Below are 14842 nucleotides of genomic sequence, written 5' to 3'. Positions count from 1 at the left end.
CAAATCTCTGTTCTGGCTCTGTTTATCAGGGGAGCGGGAAGCGCTTTCCGGCCGCCATGTAACGATTCATGTACAGCTTTGTCCGGCGCCCAACCGTCCGCTCCAGCGTTTCCGCGGCTTCCGGCACTTGGCACCGCGTTTGCGAATGGGATGCGAACAAATCCGTGATCTCGGGAGCCTTCACATGCGCGTCATCGTCCTCGGCAGCGGCGTCATCGGCGTTTCCACCGCGTATTTCCTGGCGAAGGCCGGCCACGAGGTCACGGTGGTGGATCGGCAGCCCGGCCCGGCGCTGGAGACCAGCTACGCCAACGCGGGCGAGGTGTCGCCGGGCTACTCCGCCCCCTGGGCGGCGCCGGGCCTGATGGCGAAGGCGGTGAAGTGGATGCTGATGAAGCACTCCCCGCTGGTGATCCGGCCGAAGATGGACCCGGCCATGTGGTCCTGGTGCCTGAAGCTGCTGGCCAACGCCAACGAGCGCTCCTACGAGATCAACAAGGGCCGCATGGTCCGGCTGGCCGAATACAGCCGCGACTGCCTGCGCGCCCTGCGCGACGAGACCGGCATCCGCTACGACGAGCGCGCCAAGGGCACGCTCCAGGTTTTCCGCACCCAGAAGCAGGTGGATGCCGCCGCCACCGACATGGCCGTCCTCGACCGCTTCAAGGTGCCCTACAGCCTGCTGGACGTTGAGGGCTGTGCGGCGGTCGAGCCGGCTCTGCGCCTGGTGAAGGAGAAGATCGTCGGCGGCCTGCTGCTGCCCGGTGACGAGACGGGTGACTGCTTCCGTTTCACCAACGCGCTGGCCGCGATGGCGACGGAGCTGGGGGTGGAGTTCCGCTACAACACCGGCATCCGCAAGCTGGAGAGCGACGGGCGCCGCGTCACCGGCGTGGTCACCGACGCCGGCACGCTGACCGCCGACTCCTACGTCGTCGCCATGGGCAGCTACTCCCCGACGCTGGTGAAGCCGTTCGGGCTGGACCTGCCGGTCTATCCGGTGAAGGGCTATTCGCTGACGCTGCCCATCGTCGATCCGGCGGGCGCTCCGGAATCCACGGTGATGGACGAGACGCACAAGATCGCGGTGACCCGCCTGGGCGACCGCATCCGCGTCGGCGGCACGGCGGAGCTGACCGGTTTCGACCTGACGCTGCGTCCGGGCCGCCGGGGCCCGCTCGACCATGTGGTGGGCGACCTCTTCCCCACGGGCGGCGACTTGTCGAAGGCGGAGTTCTGGACCGGCCTGCGGCCCAACACGCCGGACGGAACCCCGATCGTCGGGCCGACCCCGGTGCGCAACCTGTTCCTCAACACCGGCCACGGCACGCTGGGCTGGACGATGGCCGCCGGCTCGGGCCGGGTGGTCGCCGACGTGGTCGGCGGGCGCCAGACGGAGATCGACATGGACGGGCTGACCGTTGCCCGCTACGGCCGTTCCGCCGCCTCGGCGAGCCGCCCGACGGTCGGCGGCGTGGCCCGCCCGGCGGCCCGATAAGCGCGTTTTCGCGCGGGTTTACTCCTGGCGCGCCTGGGCACCCTGGTTCAGGCGCGCGGTGTTGAACTCCTTCATGCGCGCCGCGTCGAAGGAGCCGAGCGCCTTCACCTGCTCCGGCGTCGCCTGCAGCGTGACGGAGGTCAGGCCCGGCTCCAGCGCCGCCGCTTTCCAGGCGACGGCGTAGGGGCCTTCGCCCTCCGGCTCCGGCGTCACCACGACGGCCTTGAGCGCGCCGTTGCGGTCGAACACCAGATCCTCCACCGTGCCGAAGAAGCCGGCTTCCGTCGCGTCGCCCGCGGTGTTGGCCGGCTGGCCGATCAGGGCGGAGACGCGCCAGTCGCCGGGGCGGCTGGCCGCCTGCTGCTGGCGCCGGATCAGGTCCAGCGTGTCGGGGCCGGCAACGGGATAGGCCAGGACGCCGTCCACCGATCCGGGCATGAGCTGGTGCCAGGGAACGGTGAAGCGCGCCTCGCCGACGTCGAGCATGCCGCTGGCCTCGATCACCGCGCTTTCCAGCCGTCCGTCCGGGCCGACGACGAGATCCACCACCTGCCCAAGCTCCTCGCCGAGCAATCCCTCAACTTCGGTGCCGACGATCACGCCGGCCCGCCAGCCCTGGTAGAGCCGGGGGTAGGACGCCTCCGTGGTCCGCACCGTTTCGGCGGAGTGAGAGGGTTGTGCCTGGGCGGGTTGAGGAACGCCCAGGGTCAGGGACGTGGCGATGGCGAACGCGGCGAGGATGCCCGCCGAAGTGCCGCTGTAACGCATGGGTCTGTGCTCCCGATTGTGACGCGCGGTCCGTCAAAGGGAACATGGGGGGTGCGCGGCGGTTCCAGAGGGAACTCCCCAGAGGTACGCCGGTTGCTGACCGGACAGGCCAACCGAGGAGGTGATCCCATGGCAGGAAAACTTGAGAAGAAGACCGTCGCCGTTCTGGCGACCGACGGCTTCGAGCAGGTCGAATTGACCGAACCGGTGAAGGCGCTGCGCAACGAAGGCGCCGAGGTGCGGATCGTGGCGCCCCAGGGCGGGCAAATCCAGGGCTGGAACCACCACGACAAGGCCGACCGGGTGGATGTGGACGTCACGCTCGATCAGGCGGACCCCGGCGGCTTCGACGCGCTGGTTCTGCCGGGCGGCGTCATCAACCCCGACGCGCTGCGGCTGGAGCCCAAAGCCATCGATTTCGTGCGCAGCTTCGTCCAGTCGGGCAAGCCCATCGCCGCAATTTGTCACGGCCCCTGGACGCTGATCGACGCGGGCGGCGCGAAGGGCAAGCGCATGACCTCCTGGCCGTCGCTGAAGGCCGATCTCGGCAACGCTGGGGCGAATTGGGAGGACAGCGAGGTGGTCACCGATCAGGGGCTGGTGACCTCGCGCAAGCCGGACGATCTGCCGGCCTTCTGCCGCAAGATGGTGGAGGAGTTCGCCGAAGGCCGCCATGGCGGCCACCGCCACGCGGCGGAGTGACGATGCACCGTCCCCTCTCCCCTGCGCTGGGAGAGGGGACGAACTCTCTAGACGGACGCCAGCGGCGACAGGCCGTTCTGGATCGCCCACACCGCGGCCTGCGTGCGGTTCTGGGCGTTGATCTTCCGCATCACGTTCTTGAAATGCATCTTCACAGTCGATTCCGTGATGTGAAGGTTGCGCGCGATGGCCTTGTTCGACTGTCCGGCGAGCAGGCAGCGCAGGATCTGGATCTCGCGCTTCGACAGCTCGTTGTTGGCGGGCTGGGCGCGCTCCGGCTGCGGACGTTCGCTGTTGGCGTTGGCGATCAGCAGGCTGGCGACGTGAGTGGGGTAGACCACCTCGCCCAGCATGACCAGCTGCAGGGCGCGCAGCAGGGACTCGCTCGACATCGACTTGTTCAGATAGGCATCGGCGCCGGCCTTCAGCGACAGCGACAGCGTGCGGTCGGCGATGGCGTCGGCAAGCACCGCGATGCGGGCGCTGGTGGCGGCGCGCAGGCGCTTCACCCCGCCGGCCTCGTCGTTCGTCGCATCCCCCAGGGCCACCACGATCAGGTCGGACTGCACGCCCTGCGCGATGGCCGCCTCGGCATCCTCCACCGTCGTGGCGTGGTGGCAGACGCGGAAAGGGCCGCCGCTGATGAGCGTTCCCAGCGCCGCCGAAAACAGCCGGTCATGGTCCACGAGCATGACGTTCCACGTTCTCATCGAAACTCCTCCGCGACGCCACCCGTGACGAGCAGCGCACAACGCCAATCGTTGTCCGTTTCGCCGGGGAAAAGGGAAAAAAGCCGCCTTTATTGTATCGAAAAAGCGTGCTTTACGCTGGTTGTCCCGATGATTTATACGGATGGACAGGAAGCGGCGCAAGATGCTTGGAAGAAGCTCGATACGAATGAATCATAAATGGCTTCGAAACGATAGAAATTCGCATGGCGTCGCTTCTGCAAAGTCCAAAAGAGGTATCTTTATACTTTTCCGCTGGACAGAAAGCCGGGCTGGTTTGGGGCTCTTTTGTTTTCCAGAGCGGCTTTCGGCGGCTTGATGGGGTAGCAAAGCAATGGAAGTTCAGCTGCAGACGCGCGGCAAGGAGCGGTCGGTGGCCGGCAGGGCGCAGACATTTCTGGTGGTGGACGACCACCCCCTGGTGCGGCACGGCTTCGCCCTCTCGGTGGGGGAGATCCACCCGGACGCGCAGGTGCTGGAGGCTGGCTCGCTGGACGAGGCGATGGCCATCGCCGACCGCACGCCGGATCTGACGCTGGTCCTGTTCGACCTCAATCTGGGCGACCGCAGCGGGCGCGACGGGGTTCGCCGCATGGTCGAGGTGCTGGGAAACCGCCCGCTTCTGGTCATCTCCGGGTCGGACGAGGTGGCGGACATCGTGGACAGCGTGCGGCTGGGGGCCAGGGGCTACATTCTGAAGACCAGTTCGACGGCGGTTCTGGAGCACGCGATCTCCCTGGCGCTGACCGGGGAGACCTTCCTGCCGCTGCCGCGGGCCGTCCTGTCGGGCAACGTCGCGGCGGAGGTCGCGCGGCCCTCGGGTCAGATCCTCGACCGTCTGACCGACCGGCAGCGCGACGTGTTCCAGCTTCTGCTGGCCGGCCACTCCAACAAGGAGATCGCGCGGGAGCTGGGCGTGCTGGAGGGCACCGTGAAGGTCCATGTGCGGGCCATCATGCAGAAGCTCGGCGTGCGCAACCGCACCCAAGTCGCCGTCGTGGCCGCCCGCAGCGGCTGCTTCCCCGAGGACGCCTGACCCCCTTCGGAGCGGTTTATCCATCCGAACCATGCCTTTATGGCTAGACGGCCGGCCCGCCATTGCGGCCTGCGGAGACTTTCCGGCACTATGACGGAAACGCCCGACAGGAGGGACAATGACGGGCTCTGTGCGTTTCGTGCTCGGCGGACGGGTGGTGGAGGTGCGGGACGCCGATCCCACCACCACGGTGCTGAACTGGCTGCGCGCCAACGGGCGCCCCGGTTCCAAGGAGGGTTGCGCCGAGGGGGATTGCGGCGCCTGCACGGTGGTGCTGGGCGATCTCGCCGCGGACGGGCGCGTCCGTTACCGCGCCGTCAACGCCTGCATCCTCTTCCTGCCGATGATCGACGGCAAGCTGCTGCTGACCGTCGAGGATCTGGCCGGCGCGGACGGTGAGCTGCACCCCGTCCAGGCGGCGATGGTGGACAAGCACGCCTCGCAATGCGGCTTCTGCACCCCCGGTTTCGTGATGGCGCTGTTCGCGCTCCACCACGACCGGCGCGCGGCCGACGGCGGCCTGACCGACGGGGCGATCCACGATGCCCTGGCCGGCAACCTGTGCCGCTGCACCGGCTACCGCCCGATCCTCGACGCCGCCCGGACCATGGCGGCGGAGCGGAGCGACGACCGCTTCGACCGGGCGGAGGAGGGCATCGCCACGGTGCTGCGCTCCATCCAGCGCGATGGAGCCCTGACCGTGACCCACGGCGCCGCCAGCTTCCACGCGCCGCGGGGCGTCGATGAGCTGGCCGCCCTGTTCGCCGCTCATCCGAACGCCACGCTGGTGGCCGGGGCGACCGACGTCGGGCTGTGGGTGACCAAGCAGGGGCGCAGCCTGCCCACGCTGATTCACCTTGCCCAGGTGCGGGAGCTTCACCGGATCGACGAGGGTGCCGATGCGCTGGAGATCGGTGCGGCGGTGACCTACACCGACCTGCTGCCGGTTCTGGAAAGCCGCATGCCCGAACTGGCAGCCCTGGTCACCCGCATCGGCGCGGCGCAGGTGCGCAATTCCGGCACGCTGGGCGGCAACATCGCCAACGGCTCGCCCATCGGGGACAGCATGCCGGCCCTGCTGGCGCTGGGCGCCTCGCTGGTGCTGAACCGGGGCGGGGTGCGGCGGGAGCTGCCACTGGACCGCTTCTACCACGGCTACCGCAAGAACGACCTGAAGCCGGGCGAGTTCGTCGAGCGCATCCGCATTCCCCTGCCGCGCGAGGGCCAGCGCTTCGCCACTTGGAAGGTGTCCAAGCGGCGGGACCAGGACATCTCCGCCGTCTGCGCCGCCTTCCTGCTGACGCTGGATGGGGAGGGGCGGTTGGCGGAACTGCGCGCCGGCTACGGCGGCATGGCGGCGACGCCGGCCCGCGCCCCGGCGCTGGAGGCGGCGATGGCCGGGCAGCCCTGGACGGTGGACTCCGTGGCGGCGGCTCTGCCGGCGCTCGACCGCGACTTTCGCCCCATGACCGACATGCGGGCCAGCGACCGCTACCGGGCGCTGGTGGCGAAGAACCTGCTGATGCGTTTCCTTCTTCACACGACCGGGGCCGAATTGCCCTCCCTGGAGGCCGTGCATGGCTGACGGCGGTACCATCCAACCGATCCGCGGTGGCGTCCACCGGGGCATCGAGCATGAAAGCGCCCGCAAGCATGTGATGGGCGCCGCGGCCTACACCGACGACCTCCCGGAGCTGCCCGGCACGCTGCACGTCGCGGTGCGGCTGTCCGAGCGGGCGCACGCGCGCATCCTGGGCATGGACCTGTCGCGGGCGAAGCAGGCGCCGGGCGTGCACGCGGTCCTTACCTACGCCGACGTGCCGGGGGACGGCGACATCGGCACCGTCCAGCGCGGCGACCCCATCCTGGCCGACGCGCTGGTGACCTACGCCGGGCAGGCGGTGGTTGCTGTAGCGGCGGAGACGCTGTTGCAGGCCCGCGCCGCCGCCCGGCTGGTGGAGATTTATTACGAGGACCTGCCGGCGGTGCTGACCGCCGAGGCGGCGCTGGAGAAGGGCAGCTTCGTCTCCCCGCCGCTGACCTTCCGGCGCGGCGACGCGGCGGCGGAGGTTACCGGGGCGCCGCACCGGCTGACCGGCACGCTGGAGGTCGGCGGGCAGGACCATTTCTATCTGGAAGGTCACATCGCCTACGCCATCCCCAAGGAGGACGGCGACCTGCTGGTCCATTCCTCGACCCAGCACCCGTCGGAAGTCCAGCACGCCGTCGCCCAGGTGCTGGGGCGGCCGATGCACGGCATCGCCGTGGAATGCCGGCGCATGGGCGGCGGCTTCGGCGGCAAGGAGAGCCAGCCGGCGCAGATCGCCGCCATCGCCGGCCTGCTGGCCAACGCGACGAAGCGGCCCGTGAAGTTCCGCCTGGACCGCGACGACGACATGCTGATGACCGGCAAGCGCCACGACTTCTTCGTGCGCTACGACGTCGGCTTCGACGGCGAGGGGCGCATCCAGGGTCTGGAGATGGACCTCGCCGGGCGCTGCGGCATGTCGCTGGACCTGTCCAACGGCGTGGTCGACCGCGCCATGTTCCACGCCGACAACGCCTACTATCTGCCGGCCGCGCGGGTGACCGGGCATCGCTGCAAGACGAACACGGTGTCCAACACCGCCTTCCGCGGCTTCGGCGGCCCGCAGGGCGTCATCGCCATCGAACATGTGGTGGACGAGATCGCCCGCTCCCTCAGCAAGGACCCGCTCGACGTGCGCCGTGCCAACCTCTACGGCGGGCCGGGCCGCGACACCACCCATTACGGGATGCCGGTCGAGGAGCCGGAGATCCTCGCCGAGCTGATGGACCGGATCGAGCGGGACGGCGACTACCGCCGCCGACGGGAGGAGATCGACGCCTTCAACGCCCGCAGCCCGGTGCTGAAGAAGGGGCTGGCGGTGACCCCGGTGAAGTTCGGCATCTCCTTCACCGTCAAGCACCTGAACCAAGCGGCAGCGCTGGTCCATGTCTACACCGACGGCTCCATCCAGGTGAACCACGGCGGGACCGAGATGGGGCAGGGCATCCACACCAAGATGGCCCAGATCGCCGCCCAGGAGTTCCAGATCGACGTGGAGCGGGTGCGCGTCACCGCCAGCGCCACCGACAAGGTGCCGAACGCGCCGCCCACCGCGGCGTCGGCCGGCACCGACCTGAACGGCATGGCGGTGCGCATCGCCGTTGGGACCATCCGCGACCGGCTGGTGGCGTTCCTCGCCCAGCACTGCCACACCACGCCGGACAAGGTGGAGTTCCGCGACAACGCCGTTTTCGCTGGCAACCACGCCATGACCTTCGCGGAGGTGGCGAAGCTCGCCTATCTGAACCGGGTGTCGCTGTCCTCCACCGGCCATTACGCCACGCCGAAGATCTGGTGGGACCGCGAGAAATGCGAGGGGCGGCCCTTCTTCTACTTCTCCTGCGGCGTCGCGGTGACCGAGGCGTTGATCGACACGCTGACCGGCGAGTACAGCTTCCCCCGCGCCGACGTGTTGCACGACTGCTCGGGCAGCATCAACCCGGCCATCGACCTGGGGCAGGTGGAGGGCGCCTTCGTCCAGGGGCTGGGCTGGGTCACGTCGGAGGAGCTGTGGTGGGACGGCGAGGGACGCTTGCGCACCCACGCGCCCAGCACCTACAAGATCCCGACCTCGCGCTCGCTGCCCGAGGATTTCCGGGTGGCGCTCTACACCGACCGCCCCAACCGGGAGGACACGGTGTTCCGCTCCAAGGCGATCGGGGAGCCGCCGCTGATGCTCGGCATCTCGGCGTGGCTGGCGCTGAAGGACGCCGTCGCGGCGGTGGGCGGCCACCGGCTGCCCGTGCGCCTCGACGCGCCCGCGACGCCGGAGCGCGTGCTGCTGGCGGTTGAGGATGTAAAGACAAGAATGGGTTCCGCTGGTGGCTGACGCGTTGATGAAGAAGGTCGCCGTGCACGGCGCGGCGACGGTGCGGTTCGAGCATCGCCATGGGGCCACGCGCCTCGCCACGCTCTACCACCACGACCCGCTGCGGGTGCTGCTGCCCGATCCGCGGGCGGGGGACCTGCCCATCGCGGTGCTGGTCACCACCTCCGGCGGGCTGGTCGGCGGCGACCGGCTGGACGTCGCCCTGTCGGCGGGGCCGGGGGCGGCGGCGCTTGTGACGACCCAGGCGGCGGAGAAGGTCTACCGCTCCGCCGGGCCGGACTGCCGCATCGACACCCGCGTGACGGTGGAGGCCGGCGCTTGGCTGGAATGGATGCCGCAGGAGGCCATCGTCTTCGAGGGCTCCCGCCTGCGCCGCCTGACCCGGCTGGAGCTTGAGGGCGACGCCCGCCTGATCGCCGGGGAGATGCTGGTCTTCGGACGCGCCGCCTTCGGCGAGACGGTCACCCGCGGCCTCGTCCGCGACGCCTGGGAGGTGGTGCGCGACGGGCGGCTGGCCTGGGCCGACGCCCTGCACATGGACGGCGACCTCGCCGAGACGCTGGCCCACCCGGCGGGCTTCGGCGGTGCCGGAGCCTGCGCCACGCTGCTCTACGCCGCACCCGGCGCCGGAAGCCGGCTGGAGGCGCTGCGCGCGGTGGCGGAGGGGCTGGAGGGCGTGCGGGTCGGTGCCACGGCCTTCGACGGGCTGCTGGTCGTCCGCATCCTGGGCGGCGAGGCGCTGGCGGTGCGCCGCGCCTACGCGGCGCTGTGGTCGCATCTGCGCGCGGCGGCGGCTGGCTTGCCGACGCGCTTGCCGCGGCTGTGGGAAGTCTGACCGGCGCGAAAGCGCACCGCTGCCCGCAAAACGGGATTGGCGCACCGCAGCAACGTGGCATAATCCCGCCAACCCAATGGGAAGGCGGAGAGACAGCCCCATGAACCTGACACCGCGCGAGAAGGACAAGCTTCTCGTGGCCATGGCCGCCATGGTGGCGCGCCGCCGGCTGGAGCGTGGCGTGAAGCTGAACCATCCCGAGGCGGTGGCCCTCATCACCGACTATGTGGTGGAAGGTGCCCGCGACGGGCGCACCGTGGCCGAGCTGATGCGCGACGGCGCGACGGTGATCACCCGCGATCAGGTGATGGACGGCATCCCGGAGATGATTCACGAGATCCAGGTCGAGGCCACCTTCCCCGACGGCACCAAGCTCGTCACCGTCCACCAGCCGATTCGCTAAGGGGAGCCCCGATGAAACCCGGTGAAATCATCCCCGCCGCGGGCGAGATCGAACTCAACGCCGGCCGCGACACGGTGGAGTTGGACGTCGCCAACGCCGGAGACCGCCCGATCCAGGTCGGCTCGCACTATCACTTCGCCGAGACGAACGGGGCGCTGACCTTCGACCGCGAGAAGGCGCGCGGCTTCCGGCTGGATATTCCCGCCGGGACGGCGGTGCGCTTCGAACCGGGGCAGACGCGGCGTGTGCGGCTGGTCGCCTACGCCGGCAACCGCGTGGTCGTCGGCTTCAACGGCAAGGTCAACGGCAGCCTGTAAAAGGCGCCAGCGGAGGGCATCAGACAATGGCGCATCGCATCGACCGGGCCGAATACGCGGCTCTCTACGGCCCCACCGTGGGCGACCGTGTCCGGCTGGCCGACACCGACCTGATCGTGGAGGTCGAGAAGGACCACACCGTCTATGGCGAGGAGGTCAAGTTCGGCGGCGGCAAGGTGATCCGCGACGGCATGGGGCAGGCCCAGACCGCGCGCCAGGGCGGCGCCGTGGACACCGTCATCACCAACGCGCTGATCATCGACCACTGGGGCATCGTCAAGGCCGACATCGGCATCGTCGGCGGGCGCATCGCCGGCATCGGCAAGGCCGGCAACCCGGACGTCCAACCGGGCGTGACCATCGTCGTCGGGCCGGGGACCGAGGTCATCGCGGGCGAGGGCAAGATCGTCACCGCCGGCGGCATCGACGCCCACATCCACTTCATCTGCCCGCAGCAGGTGGACGAGGCGCTGAACAGCGGCGTCACCACCATGCTGGGCGGTGGCACCGGCCCGGCGGCGGGCACGTCGGCCACCACCTGCACGCCGGGGCCGTGGCACATGGCCCGGATGCTCCAGGCGGCGGAGGGGCTGCCGATCAACCTGGGCTTCTTCGGCAAGGGCAATGCCAGCCGTCCCGACGCGCTCTTGGAGCAGATCGCCGCCGGCGCCTGCGGCATGAAGCTGCACGAGGACTGGGGCACCACCCCCGCCGCCATCGATACCTGCCTGACGGTGGCGGAGGAGACGGACATCCAGGTGGCCATCCACACCGACACGCTGAACGAGTCGGGCTTCGTGGAGAACACCATCGCCGCCTTCAAGGGCCGCAACATCCACGCCTTCCACACCGAGGGGGCGGGCGGCGGCCACGCGCCGGACATCATCAAGGTGGCCGGCCTGCCCAACGTGCTGCCCAGCTCCACCAATCCGACGCGGCCCTTCACGGTGAACACGGTGGACGAGCATCTCGACATGCTCATGGTCTGCCACCACCTGTCGCCCCGCATCCCGGAGGACGTGGCCTTCGCCGAGAGCCGCATCCGGCGCGAGACCATCGCGGCGGAGGACATCCTGCACGACCTCGGCGTCTTCTCGATGCTGAGTTCGGACAGCCAGGCCATGGGCCGGGTTGGCGAGGTGATCATCCGCACTTGGCAGACCGCGCACAAGATGAAGGTTCAGCGCGGGCGTCTGGCCGAGGAAACGGGCGAAAACGACAACTTCCGCGTCAAGCGCTACGTCGCCAAATACACGATCAACCCGGCTCTGTCGCACGGCATCGCCCATGTCGTCGGCTCGGTCGAGGTCGGCAAGCTGGCCGATCTGGTCGTCTGGTCGCCGGCCTTCTTCGGCGTGAAGCCGGACATGGTGCTGAAGGCCGGGACCATCGCGGCGGCGCTGATGGGCGACCCCAACGCCTCCATCCCGACGCCGCAGCCGGTGCATTACCGCCCGATGTTCGGCGCCTATGGCCGCGCGATGCAGGCCAGTTCCCTGACCTTCGTCAGCAAGCTGTCGCTGGAGAACGAAGCGCTGCGCTCGCTCGGCCTGCGGCGCGAGCTGGTCGCGGTGACGGGCGTGCGGGCCATCGGCAAGAAGCAGATGATCCACAACGATTCCACACCCCACATCGAGGTCGATCCGGAAACCTACGAGGTGCGCGCCGACGGCCAGCTCCTGACCTGCGAGCCGGCGGACGTGCTGCCCATGGCGCAGCGGTACTTCCTGTTCTGAGTGTGGGGTGACGGGTTCGTGATTGGTGTCTTCGATTCCGGGCATGGCGGTCTGACGGTGCTGCGCGCGCTGGTGGCCGCCGCTCCTGGGCGTCCCTTCGTCTATCTCGGCGACCATGCCGCCGCTCCCTATGGTCCGCGCAGCGAAGAGGACATCTACCGCCTGACGGTCCAGGGGGTGGAGCGGCTGTTCGCCCAGGGCTGCGGGCTGGTCGTCCTGGCCTGCAACACGGCGGCGGCGGTGGCCCTGCGGCGGATGCAGCAGACGTGGCTGCCGGTGGCCCATCCGGGCCGCAACGTGCTGGGGGTTCTGGTGCCGATGGTCGAAGCGATCACCCGCGTGCCCTGGATGCAGGACGGGCCTGCCGCCGACTGGCGTCCGGAGCCGCGGACGGTCGGCGTCTTCGCCACCCCGGCCACCGTCGCGTCCGGCTCCTTCCCGCGCGAGATCGGCAAGCGCGCGCCCGACGTGCGGGTGGTGCAGGAGGCCTGCCCGGACCTCGTTCCGCTGATCGAGCGGGGGGCGGGGGACGCGGAACTGGCTCCGGCGGTGCGCGGCTATGTGCGGGCGCTGCTGGCGCAGTTGGATGGACGCCCGCTGGACGCGGCGGTGCTCGGCTGCACCCATTACCCGCTGGTCGCGCATCTGTTCGCGGAGGCGCTGCCGCCGGGGGTGGAGGTGCTGTGCCAGCCCAGTCTGGTCGCCCGCTCGCTGGACAACTACCTGGAGCGCCACCCCGAATACGCCCCCATTGCTGGCGAGGCGGCGGGCGCCCTTCGTTTCTTCACCACGGGAGCGGCGGAACCGGTCGGCGCCCTCGCGGGACGTTTCTTCGGCCGGCCCACACCCTTCGAACGGCTTTCTCCATGACCGACACGCTCCGCCGCGCCACCCGAGTCCACGCCCGCGGCCATTGGCCGACCGAGCGCGAGGCCGGCACGGTGACCCTCGCCTTCGACGACCGCCACCGGCGGCGCATGGTGATGACGGACGATGCGGGGGCCGACTTCCTGCTGGACCTGCCGCGCACGGTCGCGCTCGACCATGGCGACGGGCTGGAACTGGGCGACGGCGCCTACCTGCGCGTGGTCGCTGCCGACGAGGAGCTGATGGAGGTGCGCTGCGGCGGCGGGACGGAGGGCTTCGCCCGCATCGCCTGGCACCTCGGCAACCGCCACCTGCCGGTGGAGATCGTCGGCGAGACCATCCGCCTGCGCCGCGACCATGTGATCGAGGACATGCTGAAGGGGCTGGGGGCCAGCGTCGCCGCCATCCACGCGCCCTTTGCGCCGGAAGGCGGGGCGTATTCGGGGCAGGGGCATGGCCATTCGCACGGGCACGGCCACGACCATGGGCATGATCACGACCACGACCATGGTCATTCGCATTCCCACAGCCATTCCTATTCCCATTCCCACGGGCATTCGCATGACTGAGGGCGCTTGCCCCCTCCCTAACCCTCCCCCGCTTCGCGAGGGAGGGGACTTGGGCGAGGATAGGCACCCTCTCCCGCGCAGCGGGGGAGGGTCGGGGTGGGGCCCGTCTCGGCCGCCCACCTCACCAAGCTCCTCGCCTGGCTGTCGCCGTCCTTCCCGGTCGGCGGATTCTCCTACAGCCATGGCATCGAGGCGGCGGTGGAGCAGGGCCTCGTCCGCGATCGCGACACGCTGGCGCGCTGGATGGACGGCATTCTGCGCCACGGCGCCGGGCGGACCGACGGCATGCTCTTCGTCGCCGCCCACCGCGCCGTTCTGGCGGGCGACGAGGCGGGCTTCGCCTGGGCGGTCGAACGCGCCGACGCCATGCGCGCCACCTCCGAAACAGCGCTGGAGAGCCGCGCGCAGGGGCAGGCCTTCCTCATCGCCGTGCGCGCCGCCTGGCCGCTGGAGGGGATGGAACGCTGGGACCGGGTGATCGCCGACACCGGCCGACCGGTCGCCCGGCCAGTCGCCTACGCCGTCGCCGTGGCGCTGGCCGCCGCGCTGATCGGCGTGCCGGAGGGGCCGGCGCTGTCGGCCTATCTGCACGCCTTCGCCGCGAACCTCGTCTCCGCCGGGGTGCGGCTGGTGCCGTTGGGGCAGACGGACGGGCAGAAGGCCCTGGCGGCGCTCGATTCCGTGGTGCACTCTGCGGCGGAGGCCGCGCTGGCCGCCCCGCTCGACGATCTGGGCAGCCGCGCCATGGCCGTCGATTGGACCTCCATGATCCACGAAACCCAATACACGAGGTTGTTCCGCTCATGACCGCCCCGATTTCCAAGAGCCATGGTGGCCCCCTGCGCGTGGGCATCGGCGGGCCGGTCGGCTCCGGCAAGACGGCGCTGACCGACGCGCTGTGCAAGCGCATGCGCGACGACTGGGAGGTCGCGGCGATCACCAACGACATCTACACCAAGGAGGACGCCGAATTCCTCACCCGCTCCGGCGCGCTGAAGCCGGACCGGATCATGGGGGTGGAGACCGGCGGCTGCCCGCACACGGCGATCCGCGAGGATGCCTCGATCAACCTCGCCGCCGTCGACGAGATGAACCGCAAGTTCCCGAACCTCGACCTGATCTTCGTGGAATCGGGCGGCGACAATCTGGCAGCCACCTTCTCGCCGGAACTGGCCGACCTGACCATCTACGTCATCGACGTGTCGGCGGGCGACAAGATCCCGCGCAAGGGCGGGCCGGGCATCACCCGGTCGGACCTGCTGGTCATCAACAAGATCGACCTCGCCCCGCTGGTCGGCGCCAGCCTGGAGGTGATGGACCGCGACGCCAAGAAGATGCGCGGCGACCGGCCCTTCGTCTTCACCAACATCAAGACGGGGCAGGGGGTGGATGCGGTCCAGTCCTTCATCGTTCAGCGGGGCGGGTTGCCGCTTCCGGGCTGACCGCTTCGCAGAAGAAGCATTCGC

The 14842-nt window shown here is 69.7% G+C and carries 15 protein-coding genes; 13 read left to right on the top strand and 2 right to left on the bottom strand.

Annotated features, from left to right (window positions below; translation table 11 throughout):
- The first annotated feature begins 184 nt into the window (after nucleotides 1–184).
- Complete coding sequence (locus ABAZ39_RS07325; protein WP_038528070.1) at nucleotides 185–1498, top strand: D-amino acid dehydrogenase; 1314 nt, start codon at nucleotides 185–187, stop codon at nucleotides 1496–1498.
- An 18-nt stretch (nucleotides 1499–1516) separates the two neighbouring features.
- On the opposite strand, the gene ABAZ39_RS07320 is transcribed toward ABAZ39_RS07325, so the two are convergent.
- On the bottom strand, nucleotides 1517–2266 hold the full coding sequence (locus tag ABAZ39_RS07320) for a PRC-barrel domain-containing protein (RefSeq protein ID WP_038528068.1): 750 nt from the start codon (nucleotides 2264–2266) through the stop codon (nucleotides 1517–1519).
- Nucleotides 2267–2395: 129 nt separating this feature from the next.
- Here ABAZ39_RS07320 and ABAZ39_RS07315 point away from each other — a divergent pair, with 129 nt between their 5' ends.
- A complete protein-coding gene (locus tag ABAZ39_RS07315; protein ID WP_038528065.1) occupies nucleotides 2396–2968 on the top strand; it encodes a type 1 glutamine amidotransferase domain-containing protein in 573 nt (190 codons plus the stop codon).
- A 47-nt stretch (nucleotides 2969–3015) separates the two neighbouring features.
- Here the strand turns inward: ABAZ39_RS07315 and ABAZ39_RS07310 are convergent, their stop codons facing one another.
- A complete protein-coding gene (locus ABAZ39_RS07310) occupies nucleotides 3016–3678 on the bottom strand; it encodes a LuxR C-terminal-related transcriptional regulator (protein WP_038528064.1) in 663 nt (220 codons plus the stop codon).
- Nucleotides 3679–4030: 352 nt separating this feature from the next.
- Between ABAZ39_RS07310 and ABAZ39_RS07305 the strand changes: the two genes are divergently transcribed.
- From ABAZ39_RS07305 to ureG, 11 genes are all read left to right on the top strand, one after another.
- Nucleotides 4031–4732, top strand: a complete 702-nt coding sequence (locus ABAZ39_RS07305; RefSeq protein ID WP_038528061.1) for a LuxR C-terminal-related transcriptional regulator — start codon at nucleotides 4031–4033, stop codon at nucleotides 4730–4732.
- Nucleotides 4733–4850: 118 nt separating this feature from the next.
- On the top strand, nucleotides 4851–6317 hold the full coding sequence (gene xdhA / locus ABAZ39_RS07300) for a xanthine dehydrogenase small subunit (RefSeq protein ID WP_038528058.1): 1467 nt from the start codon (nucleotides 4851–4853) through the stop codon (nucleotides 6315–6317).
- Complete coding sequence (gene xdhB, locus ABAZ39_RS07295; protein WP_038528056.1) at nucleotides 6310–8649, top strand: xanthine dehydrogenase molybdopterin binding subunit; 2340 nt, start codon at nucleotides 6310–6312, stop codon at nucleotides 8647–8649. The genes xdhA and xdhB overlap by 8 nt, the downstream gene beginning before the upstream one ends.
- Nucleotides 8642–9484, top strand: a complete 843-nt coding sequence (locus tag ABAZ39_RS07290) for an urease accessory protein UreD (protein WP_247881646.1) — start codon at nucleotides 8642–8644, stop codon at nucleotides 9482–9484. Before xdhB ends, ABAZ39_RS07290 begins: the two co-directional genes overlap by 8 nt.
- Before the next feature lie 100 nt (nucleotides 9485–9584).
- Nucleotides 9585–9887 carry an urease subunit gamma gene (locus tag ABAZ39_RS07285; protein WP_014240308.1) on the top strand — a complete coding sequence of 101 codons (303 nt, stop codon included), beginning with the start codon at nucleotides 9585–9587 and terminating at the stop codon, nucleotides 9885–9887.
- Nucleotides 9888–9898: 11 nt separating this feature from the next.
- Nucleotides 9899–10204: an urease subunit beta gene (locus ABAZ39_RS07280; RefSeq protein WP_038528052.1), complete on the top strand. Its 306-nt coding sequence runs from the start codon at nucleotides 9899–9901 to the stop codon at nucleotides 10202–10204.
- A 26-nt stretch (nucleotides 10205–10230) separates the two neighbouring features.
- A complete protein-coding gene (gene ureC / locus ABAZ39_RS07275; RefSeq protein ID WP_038528050.1) occupies nucleotides 10231–11940 on the top strand; it encodes an urease subunit alpha in 1710 nt (569 codons plus the stop codon).
- An 18-nt stretch (nucleotides 11941–11958) separates the two neighbouring features.
- Nucleotides 11959–12810, top strand: coding sequence for a glutamate racemase (gene murI / locus ABAZ39_RS07270; protein ID WP_038530939.1), 852 nt, complete (start codon nucleotides 11959–11961; stop codon nucleotides 12808–12810).
- Nucleotides 12807–13376 (top strand): urease accessory protein UreE, encoded by a 570-nt coding sequence (locus ABAZ39_RS07265; protein ID WP_038528048.1) that lies wholly within the window; start codon nucleotides 12807–12809, stop codon nucleotides 13374–13376. Before murI ends, ABAZ39_RS07265 begins: the two co-directional genes overlap by 4 nt.
- Before the next feature lie 96 nt (nucleotides 13377–13472).
- A complete protein-coding gene (locus ABAZ39_RS07260; protein WP_038528046.1) occupies nucleotides 13473–14183 on the top strand; it encodes an urease accessory protein UreF in 711 nt (236 codons plus the stop codon).
- Entirely contained in the window at nucleotides 14180–14818 is a 639-nt protein-coding gene (gene ureG / locus ABAZ39_RS07255) for an urease accessory protein UreG (protein WP_014240314.1), read from the top strand. Before ABAZ39_RS07260 ends, ureG begins: the two co-directional genes overlap by 4 nt.
- Nucleotides 14819–14842 lie beyond the last annotated feature (24 nt).

Origin of the sequence: Azospirillum argentinense, from assembly GCF_000632475.1 — a bacterium.
Taxonomy (GTDB): domain Bacteria; phylum Pseudomonadota; class Alphaproteobacteria; order Azospirillales; family Azospirillaceae; genus Azospirillum; species Azospirillum baldaniorum.
Note: the sequence above shows the minus strand (reverse complement) of the source record. Positions and strands in the feature narration are given on the sequence as shown.

What these genes read in the sequence shown, in the direction of transcription:
- ABAZ39_RS07285 (WP_014240308.1), top strand. Translation starts at nt 9,585, where the DNA reads ATGAACCTGACACCGCGCGAGAAGGACAAGCTTCTCGTGGCCATGGCC.
- ABAZ39_RS07265 (WP_038528048.1), top strand. Translation starts at nt 12,807, where the DNA reads ATGACCGACACGCTCCGCCGCGCCACCCGAGTCCACGCCCGCGGCCAT.
- ABAZ39_RS07325 (WP_038528070.1), top strand. Translation starts at nt 185, where the DNA reads ATGCGCGTCATCGTCCTCGGCAGCGGCGTCATCGGCGTTTCCACCGCG.
- xdhA (WP_038528058.1), top strand. Translation starts at nt 4,851, where the DNA reads ATGACGGGCTCTGTGCGTTTCGTGCTCGGCGGACGGGTGGTGGAGGTG.
- ABAZ39_RS07320 (WP_038528068.1), bottom strand. Translation starts at nt 2,266, where the DNA reads ATGCGTTACAGCGGCACTTCGGCGGGCATCCTCGCCGCGTTCGCCATC.
- ureC (WP_038528050.1), top strand. Translation starts at nt 10,231, where the DNA reads ATGGCGCATCGCATCGACCGGGCCGAATACGCGGCTCTCTACGGCCCC.
- ABAZ39_RS07310 (WP_038528064.1), bottom strand. Translation starts at nt 3,678, where the DNA reads ATGAGAACGTGGAACGTCATGCTCGTGGACCATGACCGGCTGTTTTCG.
- xdhB (WP_038528056.1), top strand. Translation starts at nt 6,310, where the DNA reads ATGGCTGACGGCGGTACCATCCAACCGATCCGCGGTGGCGTCCACCGG.
- ABAZ39_RS07280 (WP_038528052.1), top strand. Translation starts at nt 9,899, where the DNA reads ATGAAACCCGGTGAAATCATCCCCGCCGCGGGCGAGATCGAACTCAAC.
- ABAZ39_RS07315 (WP_038528065.1), top strand. Translation starts at nt 2,396, where the DNA reads ATGGCAGGAAAACTTGAGAAGAAGACCGTCGCCGTTCTGGCGACCGAC.
- ABAZ39_RS07305 (WP_038528061.1), top strand. Translation starts at nt 4,031, where the DNA reads ATGGAAGTTCAGCTGCAGACGCGCGGCAAGGAGCGGTCGGTGGCCGGC.
- ureG (WP_014240314.1), top strand. Translation starts at nt 14,180, where the DNA reads ATGACCGCCCCGATTTCCAAGAGCCATGGTGGCCCCCTGCGCGTGGGC.